The organism is Actinoallomurus rhizosphaericola (assembly GCF_024055675.1).
GTDB lineage: Bacteria > Actinomycetota > Actinomycetes > Streptosporangiales > Streptosporangiaceae > Actinoallomurus > Actinoallomurus soli.
In genome coordinates, this window is record NZ_JAMXMW010000008.1 from 151645 (window position 1) to 168283 (window position 16639).

Annotated in this window: 12 protein-coding genes; 9 read left to right on the forward strand and 3 right to left on the reverse strand. The window is 71.7% G+C overall.

The annotated features are described in order from the left end of the window. The first annotated feature begins 10 nt into the window (after positions 1-10). Genes acsA through NE234_RS19660 form a run of 5 tightly spaced genes read left to right on the forward strand, consistent with a single transcriptional unit; the run spans position 11 to position 5438 of the window. Complete coding sequence (gene acsA, locus NE234_RS19640; RefSeq protein WP_252781909.1) at positions 11-1774, forward strand: acetate--CoA ligase; 1764 nt, start codon at positions 11-13, stop codon at positions 1772-1774. Continuing rightward, the gene (pdhA, locus tag NE234_RS19645) at positions 1771-2748 is read left to right on the forward strand and encodes a pyruvate dehydrogenase (acetyl-transferring) E1 component subunit alpha (RefSeq protein WP_252781910.1); all 978 of its coding nucleotides are present in this window, start codon (positions 1771-1773) and stop codon (positions 2746-2748) included. The genes acsA and pdhA overlap by 4 nt, the downstream gene beginning before the upstream one ends. Beyond that, the gene (locus NE234_RS19650) at positions 2745-3737 is read left to right on the forward strand and encodes an alpha-ketoacid dehydrogenase subunit beta (protein WP_252781911.1); all 993 of its coding nucleotides are present in this window, start codon (positions 2745-2747) and stop codon (positions 3735-3737) included. Before pdhA ends, NE234_RS19650 begins: the two co-directional genes overlap by 4 nt. After that, a complete protein-coding gene (locus NE234_RS19655; RefSeq protein ID WP_252781912.1) occupies positions 3730-5199 on the forward strand; it encodes a 2-oxo acid dehydrogenase subunit E2 in 1470 nt (489 codons plus the stop codon). Before NE234_RS19650 ends, NE234_RS19655 begins: the two co-directional genes overlap by 8 nt. Then, positions 5196-5438: an acyl carrier protein gene (locus NE234_RS19660; RefSeq protein WP_252781913.1), complete on the forward strand. Its 243-nt coding sequence runs from the start codon at positions 5196-5198 to the stop codon at positions 5436-5438. The genes NE234_RS19655 and NE234_RS19660 overlap by 4 nt, the downstream gene beginning before the upstream one ends. A gap of 30 nt (positions 5439-5468) precedes the next feature. Here the strand turns inward: NE234_RS19660 and NE234_RS19665 are convergent, their stop codons facing one another. Then, positions 5469-6353, reverse strand: a complete 885-nt coding sequence (locus NE234_RS19665) for a universal stress protein (protein ID WP_252781914.1) — start codon at positions 6351-6353, stop codon at positions 5469-5471. 290 nt (positions 6354-6643) lie between these two features. Here NE234_RS19665 and ftsH point away from each other — a divergent pair, with 290 nt between their 5' ends. The 4 genes from ftsH to NE234_RS19685 all read left to right on the forward strand — a co-directional run bounded on the left by ftsH (position 6644) and on the right by NE234_RS19685 (position 10058). Beyond that, a complete protein-coding gene (gene ftsH / locus NE234_RS19670; RefSeq protein ID WP_252781915.1) occupies positions 6644-8590 on the forward strand; it encodes an ATP-dependent zinc metalloprotease FtsH in 1947 nt (648 codons plus the stop codon). 162 nt (positions 8591-8752) lie between these two features. After that, positions 8753-9001, forward strand: coding sequence for a hypothetical protein (locus NE234_RS19675; RefSeq protein WP_252781916.1), 249 nt, complete (start codon positions 8753-8755; stop codon positions 8999-9001). Positions 9002-9075: 74 nt separating this feature from the next. Then, positions 9076-9558: a universal stress protein gene (locus tag NE234_RS19680; RefSeq protein ID WP_252781917.1), complete on the forward strand. Its 483-nt coding sequence runs from the start codon at positions 9076-9078 to the stop codon at positions 9556-9558. 71 nt (positions 9559-9629) lie between these two features. Continuing rightward, positions 9630-10058, forward strand: a complete 429-nt coding sequence (locus NE234_RS19685; RefSeq protein WP_252781918.1) for a CBS domain-containing protein — start codon at positions 9630-9632, stop codon at positions 10056-10058. A gap of 8 nt (positions 10059-10066) precedes the next feature. Here the strand turns inward: NE234_RS19685 and NE234_RS19690 are convergent, their stop codons facing one another. Both NE234_RS19690 and NE234_RS19695 read right to left on the reverse strand, forming a co-directional pair. Continuing rightward, on the reverse strand, positions 10067-12841 hold the full coding sequence (locus NE234_RS19690) for a cation-translocating P-type ATPase (RefSeq protein ID WP_252781919.1): 2775 nt from the start codon (positions 12839-12841) through the stop codon (positions 10067-10069). Between the two features lie 60 nt (positions 12842-12901). Continuing rightward, the gene (locus tag NE234_RS19695; RefSeq protein ID WP_252781920.1) at positions 12902-16555 is read right to left on the reverse strand and encodes a hydantoinase B/oxoprolinase family protein; all 3654 of its coding nucleotides are present in this window, start codon (positions 16553-16555) and stop codon (positions 12902-12904) included. Positions 16556-16639 lie beyond the last annotated feature (84 nt).

Consider the following 16639-nt stretch of genomic DNA (forward strand, 5'->3'; position numbering starts at 1 on the left):
TGGCGTGCGGATGAGCCTGCCGCCGATCAGCAAGCGAGGGACGCCGCGGGTGCGGCCCAACCTGGTCGACTACCACCGGACCGGACGGGAGTTCTCGTGGGACGACGCGCGAGCGCGCATGTCCGGCCTGCCGGGCGGCCGCGGTCTCAACATCGCGTACGAGGCGGTCGACCGCCATGCGTCCGGGGCGTCCGGGGACGCCGTCGCGCTCCGGTGTGTCGGGCGGCACGACGAGCTGACCGAGGTGACGTACGCGGACCTCCGGCGGGACACCAGCCGGTTCGCGAATGTGCTGTGCGCCCTGGGCGTCGGGCGGGGCGATCGGGTCTTCACCCTCCTCGGTCGCGTACCCGAGCTGTACGTGACGGTGCTGGGCACGCTGAAGAACGTCGGCGTGCTCGCGCCGCTGTTCTCGGCGTTCGGCCCGGAGCCGATCTACGAGCGGCTCCGCCTCGGGGACGCCCGTGTCCTCGTGACCAGCGTGGACCTCTACCAGCGGAAGATCGCCGGGATCCGGGACCGGCTGCCCGGTCTCGAACACGTCCTCGTCGTCGGTGGCCGCGCGCCCGAAGGGACCATCTCCTTCGACAGGGCGCTGGCCGCGGCGAGCGACGTCTTCGACATCCCGGACACCGATCCGGAGGACATGGCGCTGCTGCACTTCACCAGCGGTACCACCGGGCGGCCGAAGGGAGCGATCCACGTGCACGACGCGGTCGTCGCCCACCACGCCACCGCGCGGTTCGCGCTCGACCTGCACCAGGAGGACGTCTTCTGGTGTACCGCGGACCCGGGCTGGGTGACCGGCATGTCGTATGGAGTGATCGCGCCGCTGACCTGCGGGCTGACGATGGTCACCGACGCCGGTGACTTCGACGCACGCCGCTGGTACCGGGTGCTGGCGGAGCAGCGGGTGACCGTCTGGTACACCGCGCCCACCGCGATCCGGATGCTCATGCGGCACGGCGCCGCCGTCGCCCGGGACTACGACCTGTCGGCGCTGCGGTTCATCGCCAGCGTCGGCGAGCCGCTGAACCCGGAGGCGGTCGTCTGGGGGCAGGAGGCCCTCGGCCTGCCGATCCACGACAATTGGTGGCAGACCGAGACGGGCGCGATCATGATCGCGAACTTCGCGGCGACGGATATCCGGCCAGGCTCGATGGGGCGTCCCCTGCCGGGAATCGAGGCGGCCCTGCTCGAACGCGGACCCGACGGGCGCGCCAGGGTGGAGAACGGTCGCGTCCGCGTCATCGCGGACGGCGTCGGCGAACTGGCGCTGCGCCCCGGATGGCCGTCGATGTTCCGCGGCTACCTGCATGAGGAGGACCGGTACGCCAAGGCGTTCGCCGGCGGCTGGTACCTCAGCGGCGACATCGCCCGCCGTGACGCGGACGGCTACTTCTGGTTCGTGGCCCGCGCCGACGACGTCATCAAGTCCGCCGGGCACCTCATCGGCCCGTTCGAGGTCGAGAGCGTGCTGATGGAACATCCGGCGGTGGCCGAATCGGGCGTCATCGGCAGGCCGGACCCCGTGGCGGGCGAGGTGGTCAAGGCCTTCGTCACCCTCCGGGAGGGGCACGAGCCGAACGACGTGCTGCGCCGCGAGCTGATCGCCTTCGCGCGTCGGCGGCTCGGGGCGATGGCCCCCAAGGAGATCGTCTTCGATCAGGACCTGCCGCACACCCGCAGCGGCAAGGTGATGCGCCGTCTCCTCAAGTCGCGCGAGCTCGGCCTGCCGGAAGGCGACGTCTCGACGTTGGAGTGTGCCTCATGACGTACACCAGGGATCCGGTCGGGGAGCACCGCAGGGAACTGTTGCGGCAGATGCTGCTCATCCGGCGGTTCGAGGAGAAGTGCGCCGAGCTGTACAGCGCGGCCAAGATCCGTGGCTTCCTCCACCTGTACATCGGCGAGGAGGCCGTGGCGGTCGGTGCGTTGCAGGCGCTCACCGAAGAGGACAACGTCGTCTCCACCTACCGCGAGCACGGCCACGCGCTGGCCCGCGGCGTGCCCGCGAGCTCGATCATGGCGGAGATGTACGGCCGCGCCGCCGGCTGCAGCCGCGGCAGAGGCGGGTCCATGCACCTGTTCGACGTGGGCCGGCGTTTCTACGGCGGCAACGCCATCGTCGGCGGCGGGCTGCCGATCGCACTCGGGCTCGCCCTGGCGGACAGGCTGCGCGGCGACCGGCGGGTCACCGCCTGCTTCTTCGGCGACGGAGCCGCCGCCGAAGGGGAGTTCCACGAGTGCTTGAACCTCGCCGCGCTCTGGAGGCTGCCAGTCCTCTTCTCCTGCGAGAACAACCTGTACGCCATGGGCACCGCGCTCGCGGTCGAGCACAAGGAGACCGACCTGGCGGTACGCGCCGCGACGTATGAGATCCCGTCCTGGCCCGTCGACGGCATGGACGTGGTGGCCGTCGAGGAGGCGGCCCGCCACGCCGCCGAGGCCGTACGCGAAGGAGGCGGCCCGCACTTCCTGGAACTGCGCACCTACCGGTTCCGGGCGCACTCCATGTACGACCCCGACCGCTACCGGGACAAGGCCGAGATCGAGGCGTGGAAGCGGCACGACCCGATCGACGGCCTGGCGCGGCGCGAGAACGTCACCCGCGACGAACTCGAGCTGATCGAGAAAGAGGTGGCCGCCGAGATCTCCGAGGCGATCGAGTTCGCCGAGGCCGCCCCGCTCGAACCGGCCGAGGACCTCACCCGCTTCGTCCACAGTGAGCGGACCGGCGCGGGATGAACGCCGTGCTGAAGACCACCTACCGTGAGGCCGTGCGCGCCGCGCTCCGGGAGGCGCTGCTGCGCGACGAGCGCGTCTTCCTCATGGGCGAGGACGTCGGCCGGTACGGCGGCTGCTTCGCGGTGAGCCTCGGCCTGCTGGAGGAGTTCGGGCCGGAACGGATCCGGGACACGCCGCTGTCGGAGTCGGCGTTCGTCGGCGCGGGGATCGGGGCCGCCATGAACGGCATGCGGCCGATCGTCGAGATCATGACGGTCAACTTCAGCCTGCTGGCCCTCGACCAGATCCTCAACAACGCGGCGACGCTCCTGCACATGTCCGGCGGGCAGGTGCCCGTCCCCTTGGTGGTCCGCATGACCACGGGCGCGGGGCGGCAGCTCGCGGCTCAGCACTCCCACAGCCTGGAGGGCTGGTACGCCCACATCCCGGGTCTGCGCATCCTCGCCCCGGCGACGCTGGAAGACGCCCGCGGCATGCTGTGGACCGCGCTCCAGGATCCCGATCCCGTGCTGATCTTCGAGCACGGGTCGCTCTACAACGTGGCAGGGGAACTGCCCGCCGATACCGGCGCCGTCGGCATCGACCGCGCGGCCGTGCGCAGGGCCGGTGGCGACGTGAGCCTCATCACCTACGGCGGCACTCTCGCCAAGACCCTGGACGCCGCGGGTGAGCTGTCCGGTGACGGCATCGAGGCGGAGGTGATCGACCTGCGCACCCTCCGGCCGCTCGACGACGCCACCGTCATCGACTCGGTGCGGCGCACGCATCGCGCCGTCGTGGTCGATGAGGGCTGGCGTTCGGGCAGCCTCTCCGCCGAGATCACCACCCGCATCGTCGAGCAGGCCTTCTACGACCTGGACGCGCCGATCGAGCGGGTGTGCACCGCCGAGGTCCCCATCCCGTACGCCAGGCATCTGGAGGAGGCCGCGATCCCCCAGGTCACGGACATCGTCGACGCGGTTCATCGGGTGGTGGGCGCCGGTGGCTGAGTTCCGGATGCCCGCCCTCGGCGCCGACATGGACGCCGGGACGCTGACCGAGTGGCTCGTCCATCCCGGCGACCAGGTCGAGAAGGGCGACATCGTCGCCATCATCGAGACCGACAAGTCCACGGTCGAGGCCGAGTGCTTCGACAGCGGCACCATCGGGGAACTCCTCGTGGAGCCGGGAACACGGGTCCCGGTCGGTACCGCCCTCGCCACGATCACCATGGCCGTTCCCGTGTCCGCCCCGGCACCGGCCGCAGAGCCGCAACGCCCGCCACCGTCGGCGGCGGAGCCGGAGCCGGAGCCCGGGACCGGCGCCCGGGTGCCGTCCGCGAGACCGCGCACGCACCGTGCGCCGCGCGAGGCGCCCGGGCCGGGGGCCGGACGACGGCCGCCGCCGGCGGCGAAGGTCTCCTCGCCCCTAGTCCGGCACCTGGCCCATCAGCGCGGCGTCGACCTGGGAGAGGTCCGGGGGACCGGGCCGTCCGGCGAGATCACGCGGGCGGACGTCGAACACGCCGCGCCCGCACGCGTCAAGGCGTCTCCGCTGGCCCGCAGGCTCGCCGCCGAACTGAACGTCGACCTGGCCACCCTCACCGGCAGCGGATACGGAGGAGCCATTCGCGCCGACGACGTACGCGCCGGGGCGAAGGCCGCGCGGCCGGCCGCCGCGCGGTCCGCCCGCGCCGAGCCGCAGCCCGCCGAGTCGCAGCCCGCCGAGTCGCAGCCCGCCGAGTCGCAGCCCGCCGAGCCGCAGCCCGCCGAGCCGCGTTCCGTCGAGGGGGCCGCGGCCGATCGCCAGGAGTCCATGCGCCAGGCGATCGCGCGGGCCATGGCCAGGTCGAAGCGGGAGATTCCGCACTACTACCTGACGAACGCCATCGACCTGGCACCCGCCATGGACTGGCTGCGGAGGCGGAACCGGAGACTCCCGGTCGAAGACCGGATCATCCCATCCGCGCTCTTGCTCAAGGCCGCCGCAGTGGCACTGCGGGAGGTCCCCCGGCTCAACGGCTTCTGGGCCGACGACGGATTCGTCCCGGCCGACCGGGTCCACCTGGGCGTCGCGATCTCACTGCGCGACGGCGGCCTGATCGCGCCGGCCCTGCACGACGCCGACGATCTCTCCCTCGCCGACCTCATGGCGGGCCTGCGCGACCTCGTCGCCAGGGCCCGTACCGGGCGGCTGCGCGGATCGGAGCTGACGGACCCCACCATCACGGTCACCAACCTGGGCGACCAGGGCGTCGAGTCGGTCCACGGCGTGATCTATCCGCCGCAGGTCGCACTCGTCGGCTTCGGCGCGATCCTCGACCGCCCCTGGGCGGTCGACGGCCTCATCGGCGTACGGCCCGTCGTGTCCGCGACCCTCTCCGCCGACCACCGGGCCACCGACGGCCGTACGGGCGGGTGCTACCTCCAGGCCGTCGACCGACTCCTGCAGCGACCCGAGGAGCTGTCATGACACCGGACGAGGCGCGGAAGATGATCGAAGAGGTCCTCGCCGACATCGTGCCCGGCACCGATTTCACGGCGCTGGACGCCGACGCCGACCTGCGCGAGTCACTGGAACTCGACTCGATGGACTTCCTCACCTTCGTCACGGCCCTCAGCGACGGATCCGGCCGCCGCGTCGACGAGGACGACTACCCGCGCCTGGCCACGATGAACGCCGGCGTGGCGTTCCTCACCGAGGAGGGCTGAGCTCCCGAGGGCGGCGGACCGGGCCGCTCATCACCTGCCGGCGCCGTGGCCGGTTCGCCGTACGACGGCCACCGGCCCCTTGGCGTGGTGCAGGACCGCGTGGCCGACCGACCCGAGGCGCAGGCCGGGGAATCCGCCGCGTCCTCTGGCGCCGACCACGAGGAGTTCGGCCGTGCGTGAGGCCTCGGCCAGGACGGTGACAGGCCGGTCCTCGATCACCTGTTCGGTCACCGGCACGTCGGGGTACTTGGCCCTCCAGCCGGCGAGGGACTCCGACAGAACCCTGGCGCCCTCCTCCTCGGCGGTCAGCGCGTTATAGCAGACCGGTCGCATGTCCGGCGGGCTGTCCGGGCGGTTCCACACGTGGATCGCGCGCAGCCCCACCCCGCGCAAGGCCGCCTCCTCCAGGGCGAAGCCCACGGCCTCGATGGACGCGTCGGAGCCGTCGACCCCGACGGCGATCTCCGGCCGCCGGGCTCTGCGGTCGGGGTCCATGGGGACCACGACGACCGGGCAGCCGGCGTGTTCTGCCGCCTGCCGGCTCACCGAGCCGAGCAGCAGCCGGGTGAGGGTGCCGGAACTCCGCTGCCCCAGCACCAGGAGCACGCCCCCGGCCGATTCCTCGAGAAGAGTGCGAGGAACGGGGCCGACACCGAGCCGGCGTTCGATCGGGACCGAGGTGAAGGTCCGGGCGCGTTCCTCGGCCGCGTCCAGGACTCGCAGCCCCGGGCTCTCCGGCTCAGCCGACGGCGCCCCACGGCCGCGATACGCCGGAATGTCACCGCGCTCCCAGCCGGTCGAGACGTGCACGATCCGCAGCGGTAGCCGTCTGCACCCGGCCTCCGCCGCGGCCCAGTCCACCGCCAGCAGGGCCTGGGTCGATCCATCGACGCCGACGACGACGGGTTCGCGCATGATGCCCCCTCTCCGCTTCGACCGTCCGAGGGCTCTGCCGGGTGCTCCGGCTCCCGCCTCTGGACAGCACCATCTTCCTTCCCCGCACCGGCCGGACGGAGCGGCGAAGGTCCCGGGAGACGGTGACCAACGACTGATGCGGACCCCAGGGACCTTCGTCCCCGACCGGCGACCGTACGCCCCTACCGGCCGCTTCGCCGATCGGGAGATCGTGAGGCCGGGTGGGGAGTCCGTTCCATGGCGCAAGGGAGGAGGACATCGGTGAGGACGAGGGCGGGCGGAGGGCGGCCGTGATCGCGTGGAGGGTGCTGCGGGACTCCTCGTGTCATCGGACGAGGTCCGCGAAGCCCGGCCCGCCGAACGAGCCGCCGAGGCCGGCACCGCAGGAGGCTCCTTCCTGGCGGGGCCGGCTCCTGCCGATCGGCGTCGCCATCACCCTTCTCCTGCTCATCGGACGTGGTCTCGTCACCGGGCCTCGGCCGGCGACGCTGTCCTTCAGCGAGTTCGTGACCGATGTGAACGCCGGCCGGGTCTCGGACATCCGGGTGGACGACACCGGAGCGGTGAGCGGGACGCTGAAGGGCGGTAAGAGGTTCGCCAGCCGGATCCCGACCGCGTTGAACACCTCGCAGCTCACGAACGAGCTACGGGCGAAAGATGTGAAGATCACGGCGACCCGCGGCGGCGGATCCCTCACGGCCCTCCTTCTCAGCTTCCTGCCCCTGTTGATCATCATGAGTCTGTTCCTGTGGAGCGGCCGGGCGGCGCAGCGTTCGCTGTCGGGCGGCATCGGCGGGTTCGGCCGGTCGAAGGCGAAGATCATCGAGGCCGAACGGCCCGTGACGCGTTTCGGCGACGTGGCCGGCTATGAGGGGGTCAAGCAGGAGATCAGCGAGATCGTGGACTTCCTGCGCGACCCGGACCGGTACGCCGCGGCGGGCGCCAAACCGCCGCGCGGAGTGATCATGGTGGGTCCGCCCGGCACCGGCAAGACTCTGATCGCCCGTGCGGTCGCCGGTGAGGCCGAGGTGCCGTTCCTGTCCGTCACCGGGTCGGCCTTCGTCGAGATGTTCGTCGGCGTCGGCGCCTCGCGGGTGCGCGACCTGTTCGAGGAGGCGCGCAAGCGGGCGCCCTCCATCGTCTTCATCGACGAGATCGACGCGATCGGCGGGCGCCGGGGCGTGGGTGCGGTCACCGGCGGTCACGACGAGCGCGAGCAGACGCTGAACCAGCTGCTCGGCGAGATGGACGGCTTCGACCAGTCGAGCGGGATCGTCGTGCTGGCCGCCACGAACCGGCCTGACACGCTCGATCCGGCGTTGCTGCGTCCCGGCCGGTTCGACCGCCAGGTCGTCGTCCCGCTCCCCAACCAGGCCGAACGCGCCGCCATCCTGGCCGTCCACGCCCGCAGCAAGCATCTGGCCGGCGATGTCGACCTCGATGCGGTCGCGCGCGGCACTCCGGGGTTCTCCGGCGCCGATCTGGCCAACCTCGTCAACGAGGCCGCGATCAATGCCGTCCGCGCGGGACGGACGGTCATCGAGGCCCGTGACCTGGACACCGCCCGCGACCGCGTCCTGCTGGGCCGCCGGGAGACCTCGAACGCGCTCCTGCCCGAGGAACGCCACTCGGTGGCCGTCCACGAGTCCGGGCACGCGCTGCTGGCGGCACTCTGCGAGCACGCCGACCCGGTCGCCAAGGTGACGATCCTGCCCGCCGGGATGACGCTCGGCGTCACCGAGCAGCTCCCCGAGGCGGAACGCCGTCTGTACACCCAGGGCTACCTCGACGACCTGCTCACCGTACGGCTCGGCGGACGGGCGGCCGAGCTCGTCGTCTTCGGTGAAGGGACCACCGGCGCCGCCGACGACCTGGCCGGGGCGACCCAGATCGCCGCCCGGATGGTCCGCGAGTTCGGCCTGTCGCCGGCCCTCGGCCCGGTCGGCTATGCCTCCGGGGAGCCGCGTTACCTCGGGAACATCCCCGAGGACGGGCTACGGCGGCCCTACTCCGAGCAGACCCAGCGGATCATCGACGAAGAGATCGCACGGCTGCTCCGCCGCGCGGAGGAGCGCGCCATCGCCGTGATCCGGCAACATCGCCCCGCTCTGGACCGGCTCGCGACGCTGCTCGTCGAGCACGAGACCGTCGACGGCACCGCCGTGCTGGGCGTGCTGAGCGACGAAGGGGCCGATCGCACCGTGACCTCGGCTCTCGGTTCCTCCGCCGCGGGGTGAGAACCGGACCGGGGGGCGGGCGCAGGGAACGGCGGACGGGCGCCTGGTGACGAAAGACCCTGGGACGTCTCCACGTGGCGGGAAAAGCTGAAGACAGGACCGTCGCACGGATTCTGGGACTCGGCGGGGAACGCAGGAAGGAACCGGTTAAGGAGGGTGTCGATGATCCGAGACGGTGACCACACGGATGAGCGGTCGATCGTGGCCGACCTGGAGAAACGCGTCGCTCGGCTGGAGACCCGCACGGAGGCGGTCGCCGAGGCGATCCGGTCACTGGCGCACGGGCTCGAGGAGGGCCCGCTGGCCGAGCCCGGGGAGCGGACGGTCGCCGAGGCCGCCCGCCGCGCGTACGAACTCCTGCTCATCACCGATCCTCACCGCGATGAGGAAGACCGCGAAGCCCCGCGATGAGCCGTTCGCGCGAGGCGGGTGGTCCCGGTGCGTGTGCGCGACGCGTTCCGGGCGGCCGCCCAGAGGTGAGCACGATGACCGGTAGCACTTCTTCCAGTGCCGAGCCGGCGCCGATCCTCGTCGGAATCGACGAGTCCCCGGCCCGGACGGCGGCGTTGCGCTGGGCCGTCGGCCAGGCGCGCCGACAGGGGTGCCGGCTGCGCATCGTCCACGCGTGGGAACTGGGGCCCGGAGAGGCGGCGGTGCTCAGCCACGATGAGCGTGAGCAGAGACGGAAGTCCGTGGTCGCCGACTGCCGGGCCTCGATCGAACGGGTGCTCGGCCGGGCGGCACCGGACGTCGCCGCCGACATCGAGATCCTCGAAGGACCCGCGGGCCCGATCCTCGTCGAACTCGCCCGGAACGCGTCGCTGCTCGTCCTGGCCACCCACGACCGTCCCGGCAGACGACGCCTCACCGCTCAGTCGGTCGGCCACTACTGCCTTTCCTACGCGTCGTGTCCGGTGGTGATGGTCCCCGGTAAGCCGGAGGACACCGATCCGCAGACCGGAGGCTGAGCAGGCCCGTTTCGGGCTCAGCACGAGAGAGCAGATTCCGAATAAGAGGCGTCGAAAAGGGGGATTTGATCATGACAACCGCACGCGAGGTCATGCACCACGGCTGTGAGTGCCTGTCGCTCAACGAGGATCTCACCACGGCCGCCCGCCGCATGGCCGAGTCGGACGTGGGCGCGCTGCCGGTCTGCGGAGAGGACGGCCGGCTGAAGGGGATCATCACCGACCGCGACATCGTCGTGAAGGCCATCGCGCAGGGCAGGAACCCCGCCGAGGTTCGCGCCGGAGACCTCATCGGCGAGGGCGAGGAGGTCTTCTACGTCGACGCCGCCAGCGACATCGACAACGTCCTTCACGAGATGATGGAGCACCGTGTCCGGCGCCTGCCCGTGATGGAGAACGACCACCTGATCGGGATCATCAGCCAGGCCGATCTGGCGGCGAAGCTGCCCGAGGACAAGGTCGGTGAGCTCGTGTCCGCCATCTCCACCACGTCGCACTGACGACGGCCTCATCGCAGTGGCGCCGGCGAGTCTGCGCGGGTTCCCGCCGTACGGCCGGCATGGCGCCGGACCAGGTGGCGGCGCAGCTCGTCGGCTCCCCAGACGATGAACGGATACGGGAGCAACAGGAGCAGATCGCCGGTGGGAAGCGGGGCGGTGCCCAGCAGGTCCTGGAAGACCGGGGCGTACACGAACAGCGCCACGAGGAGCAGCTCTCCGGCGATTCCCGCCAGCAGGTAACGGTTGGACAGGACGCCCACGGAGCGCAGCGACGTGCGCTGCGTGCGCACGGCGAAGGCCGTCCCGATCTGCCCCGCGACCATTCCGAGGAATGTCATGGTCGTCGCCTGCCGGTAGGCGTGATGCAGAGGGTCGCCGACGCCGGTCGGCGCACCGGGATGCCAGCCCGCCCGGGTCAGCACGAGGAAGAAACCGGCCAGCTGCAGGACGCCGACCAGCATGCCGAGGAAGAGCCAGGCGCGCAGCAGCATGGGCGCGCGTATCACGCCTTCGGACCGCGGCCGGGGCGGGCGCTCCATGACGCCCGGCTCGGCGGGCTCACGGCTGAGCGCGAGGGCCGGGAGCGTCTCGCTGCCGACGTCGAAGGCCAGCAGCTGCAGGATCGTCAGGGGCAGCGGCACCGCCCCGCCGGCGAGCGCGAAGACCAGGAACGGGGCCACCTCCGGGGTGGCGTGGGCGAAGATGTAGATGATGAACTTGCGGACGTTGTCGTAGACGCGCCGTCCCGACCGTACGGCTTCGACGATCGAGGTGAAGTCGTCGTCCGTGAGGATCATGGTGGCCGCCTCACGGGCCACGTCGGTGCCCGAGCGGCCCATCGCCACACCGATGTCGGCGCGGTGCAGCGCCGGGGCGTCGTTGACCCCGTCGCCGGTCATGGCGACCACGTGCCCCTGGCCGCGCAGCGCGTCGGCGATGCGCAGCTTGGCCTCTGGTGTCGCGCGGGCGAAGATCACGTCGCGTTCGTCCCGCAGGAGCTCATCGAGCTGATGGTCGTGCAGCCGGTCCAGCTCCCCCTCGGTGACCACACGGGGATGGCGGTCGGTGATGCCGACCCGGCGGGCGATCGCGACGGCGGTCAGCGGATGGTCGCCGGTGATCATGATGACGCGGATGCCGGCGGTCCGGCAATGCGCGACCGCCTCGGTGACTCCCGGGCGCGGCGGATCGAGCATGGCGATCAGCCCGACGAAACACAGGTCGCGTTCGGCGTCCGCGCGCCGATGCGGTGGACGCTCACGCGGTGGCAGGGCGCGCTCGGCCAGCGCGAGGACGCGAAGTCCGTCGAGGGCGAAGGAGTCCACCTGGGCGGTGATGCGGCGCCGGTCGGCCGCGCCGAGCGGGACGCGTCGGCCGTCGTCGCGCAGGAACTCCGAACAGCGGGGCAGCAGAGCCTCGGGCGCTCCCTTCGTATGGACGAAGAGCCCGTCGCGGTGCAGGTCGATGGTCGACATCAGCTTGAGCTCCGGGTCGAAGTGGAACTGCCAGCGGCGCCCGGCCTCCCTGCGGTCCGCTTCGACGTCGGCGCCCAGCGCCTGCGCCGCGAGCAGGAGGGCGATCTCCGTCGGATCGCCGATCGGCTCCTCGCCCGGCCGGAGACGCGCGTTGTTGCACGCGGCGGCGATTCTGCCCGCCGCGCTCACCGTCGCGCCGGGCCGGCCGGCGGCCGGGCCCCGCCCTGCGGTGAGCCCGTCGACGACGCCCGCCGCGGTCCAGACCGCCACGGGACGCATCCGGTTCTCGGTGAGCGTTCCGGTCTTGTCGGTGCAGATGACGTCCGTGGAGCCGAGGGTCTCAACCGCGCTCAACCGTTTGACCAGCGCGCCCCGCGTCGCGAGCACCCGTACCGCCACCGCGAGCGCCAGTGTGATGACGGGCAGGAGGCCCTCCGGCACCATTCCGGCCAGCAGCCCGGCCGCGAAGACCAGCGCGTTCAGCACCGACAGGTGAGCGCCGAAGGTGGCCATCGGGATGAACGCGATCGCCAGCACGACCGAGACCACCGCGATCAGCCAGGCGACCCGGCGGACCTGCCGCTCCAAGGGGCTGGGATCCTGCCGGACGCGTTCGGACAGCGCCGCGATGCGACCGAGCTCGGTCGCCATGCCGGTGGCGAACACCACGCCCCGAGCCTGGCCTCCCGTGCAGCTCGTCCCGCTGAACACCAGGTCGTGCGCTCTGAGCACGGGCACGTCGACGTCCAGGATGGACGCCGACCGCACCGCCGGGACGGCCTCGCCGGTCAGCGCCGACATGTCCACCTCGATCGCACCGGCCAGGAGCCGCACGTCCGCGGCGATCCGATCGCCCTCCTCGATGATCGCGATGTCGCCCGGCACCAGTTCGGCGGCGTCGATCTCCGTCGAACCGCCGTCGCGGAGTACCTTCGCGCGGAGCGGAAGGTACTCCGCCAGCGCCTCCACGGCCCGCTCAGCCTGCAGTTCCTGCGCGAACGCGAAGGCGGCGTTCAGCACGATGATCGAGACGACGGCGACCGCGACGACGACCGACCCGACGATCAGCAGCAGGCTCGCGGCCAGCCACAGCAACAGGGCCAGGGGATGGGTCAGCTGACGGGCCAGTTCCCTCGGCCAGCGTCGCCCGCCGCGACGCCGCAGCTCATTGCGGCCGTACTGCAGCAGCCGCCGCCGCGCGTCCGCGCCGGACAGCCCCCGCTGAGAACTGCGCAGATCGCGCAGCAACAGCTCGGCGGCCTCCTCCGGGTCGACGCCGGGCGGCTGGAGCCAAGCCTCATGTCTCATCGGCACCCGGATCAGTACCCCGTGGCGTCCGTCGCCACCCCCGGGCAGGGCGCGACGGTGTCACGACGGGCCCGGACGGCCGTAACCGCCGCCGCCCGGGGTCTCGATGACGAAGACGTCTCCGGAGTCCACCGGCAGCGAGTCGCACCCCCGCATCTTCGTCACGGAGCCGTCCGCGTGCTCCACCCACTGCCGGCCGACCTCGCCGGGTCCGCCGCCGGCCATGCCGTACGGCGGGACGCGCCGGTGACCGGCCAGCGTGGTCACGGTCATGGGCCGCAGGAAACGAATCCGGCGCCTGCCGCCGTCGCCTCCTCGCCGGCGTCCGGCACCACCGCTGCCCCGGCGGATCTCGAACGCCTCCAGGCGCACCGGGTAACGCCACTCCAGGATCTCGGGGTCGGTGAGCCGGGAATTGGTCATGTGGGTCTGCACGACGGAGGTCCCGTCGAAGCCCTCGCCGGCACCGGAGCCGCCCGCCACCGTCTCGTAGTACTGATACTCCTCGTCGCCGAAGGTGACGTTGTTCATCGTGCCGGAGCCCTCGGCCATGACGCCGAGCGCGGCGTACAGCGCCCCCGTGACCGCCTGTGAGGTCTCGACGTTGCCCGCGGCCACGGCGGCGGGGTACTCGGGAGAGAGCATCGTCCGGGGCGGAATCCGCACCCGGATCGGTTCGAGGCATCCGGCGTTCAGCGGGATGTCCGCCGCGACCAGGGTCCGGAAGACGTAGAGCACCGCGGCCATGGCGACGGACGATGGGGCGTTGAAGTTGTCCGTCAGCTGGGGCGAGGTGCCGGTGAAGTCGATCTCGGCGGTCCGGGTGGCGCGGTCGACGCGGACCGCGACCTGGATGACCGCGCCGTTGTCGAGTTCGTACGAGCAGGAGCCGTCCCGCAGCAGCGGGATCACGCGGCGTACGGCCTCCGCGGCGTTCTGCCGGACATGGCGCATGTAGGCGTGGACGACGTCGAGACCGAAGTGGCGGACCATGGCGTGGAGTTCCTGGACGCCCTTCGCGTTGGCGGCGACCTGGGCGCGCAGGTCGGCGATGTTGTCGAGCGGGTCGCGGGAAGGGTGCGCCGCGGAGCGGAGCAGGTCGATCGTCTCGGGCTCCCGGAACCGGCCGCCGTCGGCGTCGCCCGCCGCGCCGTCGACGAGGAGCCGGACGTCGATGAGGACGCCCTCCTCCTCGATCCGGGTGCTGAACGCCGGCATCGAGCCGGGGGTGATGCCGCCGATCTCCGCGTGGTGACCACGGGACGCCACGAAGAAGAGGAGCCGCTCCGGTCCGTCGCGCGGGCCCGTGGACGATCCGGCCCCGTCCTTCGTTCCCTCGCCGAAGACCGGGGTCACGACGGTGATGTCCGGCAGGTGGGTGCCGCCGTGGTAGGGATCGTTCAGAACGTAGACGTCGCCGCGCCTCATCCGGCCCGTACGGCGCTTGATCACCTCCTTGATGCTCTCGCCCATCGAGCCGAGGTGCACCGGGATGTGCGGAGCGTTGGCGATGAGGTTGCCCGCCGGGTCGAAGAGCGCGCAGGAGAAGTCCAGCCGCTCCTTGATGTTGACCGAGTGCGCGGTGCTCCGCAGCCGCACGCCCATCTGCTCGGCGATGGACATGAAGAGATTGTTGAAGATCTCCAATCGGACGGGATCGACCTCCGTTCCGATCGCCCGCCGGGTGAGGCGCGCCTCGACACGCGTGAGGGCCAGGTTCTCCAGGTCGTCGACCACGGCCACCCAGCCCGGGTCGACGACGGTCGTCGCATTGGCCTCGGCGATGATCGCCGGTCCCCTGACGGAATCCCCCGGGCGGAGGCCGTCCCGGTGGTGCAGGGCGATCCGGGACCAGGACCCGCCCACGTACGCCGGGACCCGCACGGACGCCGAAGAGCCACGCCGCCGACGCCGGCCCGGCGCGGGCGGCGCCTCGCCGGACTCGCCGACGACCTCGACCGACGCCGCCTCCACGACGATCGTCCGGCCCGGCATGAGGAAGGAGAAATGCCGCCGGTACCGCTCTTCGAACTCCCGGACCATCGCCGGTGCCGTGCCGACCGGTATCTGCAGCGCGGTGTCGGTGCCCGCGTACCGCAGGTGCGCCCGTCGCACCACGCGGATCCGGTCGGCCGTCACGCCCTCCTCCCGGATCTCGGCCCGGCCCTCCGCTTCCAGCCTCTGGAGGACCGCGGTGAGTTCCGGCGGAACGTCCGCGCCCAGTGACCGCTCGATCGCCGCCTCGCGCATCGCCGTCAGGTCGGCCAGGCCCATCCCGTAGGCCGACAGCACGCCCGCGAGCGGATGAATGAGCACCTTCGTCATACCGAGGGCGTCGGCGACCGCGCAGGCGTGCTGGCCGCCCGCCCCGCCGAAGGTCGCGAGCACGTACCGCGTCACGTCGTAACCGCGCTGAACGGAGATCTTCTTGATCGCGTTCGCCATGTTCGCGACCGCGATCTCCACGAAACCCGCGGCGACCTGCTCGGGCGTGCGACCGTCACCGATCCGCGCGGTCAAGGCGGTGAAGCGCCGGCGGACGACCTCGGAGTCGAGCGGCAGATCGCCCGCCGGCCCGAAGACGCGCGGGAAGTGCCCGGGCTGGATCCGGCCCAGCATGACGTTGGCGTCGGTGAGGGTCAGCGGACCGCCTCGCCGGTAGGACGCGGGCCCGGGGTCGGCACCGGCGGAGTCGGGGCCGACCTGGTACCGGCCGCCGTCGAAGTGAAGGATCGAACCACCGCCCGCCGCGACGGTGTGGATCGTCAGCATCGGAGCCCGCATCCGGATCCCGGCCACCTCGGTCTCGTACCGCCGCTCGAACTCGCCCGCGTAGTGGGAGACGTCGGTGGAGGTCCCGCCCATGTCGAAGCCGATGACGCGGCGGTGGCCCACCGCGGCGGACGTGCGGGCCATCCCGACGACGCCTCCCGCCGGACCGGACAGGATGGAGTCCTTCCCGCGGAAGGTACGAGCGTCGGTGAGCCCCCCGTTGGACTGCATGAACATCAGCCGTACGCCGCGGAGCTCACGGGACACCTGGCCGACGTACCGGTCGAGGATGGGGGACAGGTAGGCGTCCACGACCGTCGTGTCGCCGCGCGGCACCAGTTTCATGAGCGGGCTGGTCCGGTGGGACTCCGAGATCTGGGTGTAACCGATCCGGCGCGCGATGTCCCCGATGCGCGTCTCGTGCCGGGGGTACCGGTAGCCGTGCAGGCAGACCACGGCGACCGACCGGAACCCCGCCTCGTACGCCTCCCGCAGGTCCCCGGTGACCGCCTCCTCGTCGAGAGGAAGGATCACGTCGCCGTTCGCGCCGACGCGCTCGCGCGCCTCGATGACCCGTGAGTAGAGCGGTTCGGGGAGCACGATCCGCCGGTCGAACAGACGCGGCCGGTCCTGGTACGCGATCCGCAGCGCGTCGCGGAAACCCGCACTGATCACCAGCACCGTCGGCTCGCCCCTGCGTTCGAGGAGGGCGTTGGTGGCCACCGTCGTGCCGAGACGGACGGACTCGATCAGCCCGGGCTCGATCGGGAGGTGGGCGGGGACCCCCAGGAGATGCCTGATCCCGGCCACGGCGGCGTCCGTGTAACGTCCCGGGCTCTCCGAGAGCAGTTTGTGCATGACCAGCACGCCGTCGGGCCGCCTGCCGACCACATCGGTGAACGTGCCGCCACGGTCGATCCAGAACTCCCAGCCCCCGGCCATCTCAGCGCCCGTGACCTCGATGAGCGTCTCGCGCCATGGACACCACGTTCGACGACGGAGGGCGAGGCGGGGAAGGGCCGAAGG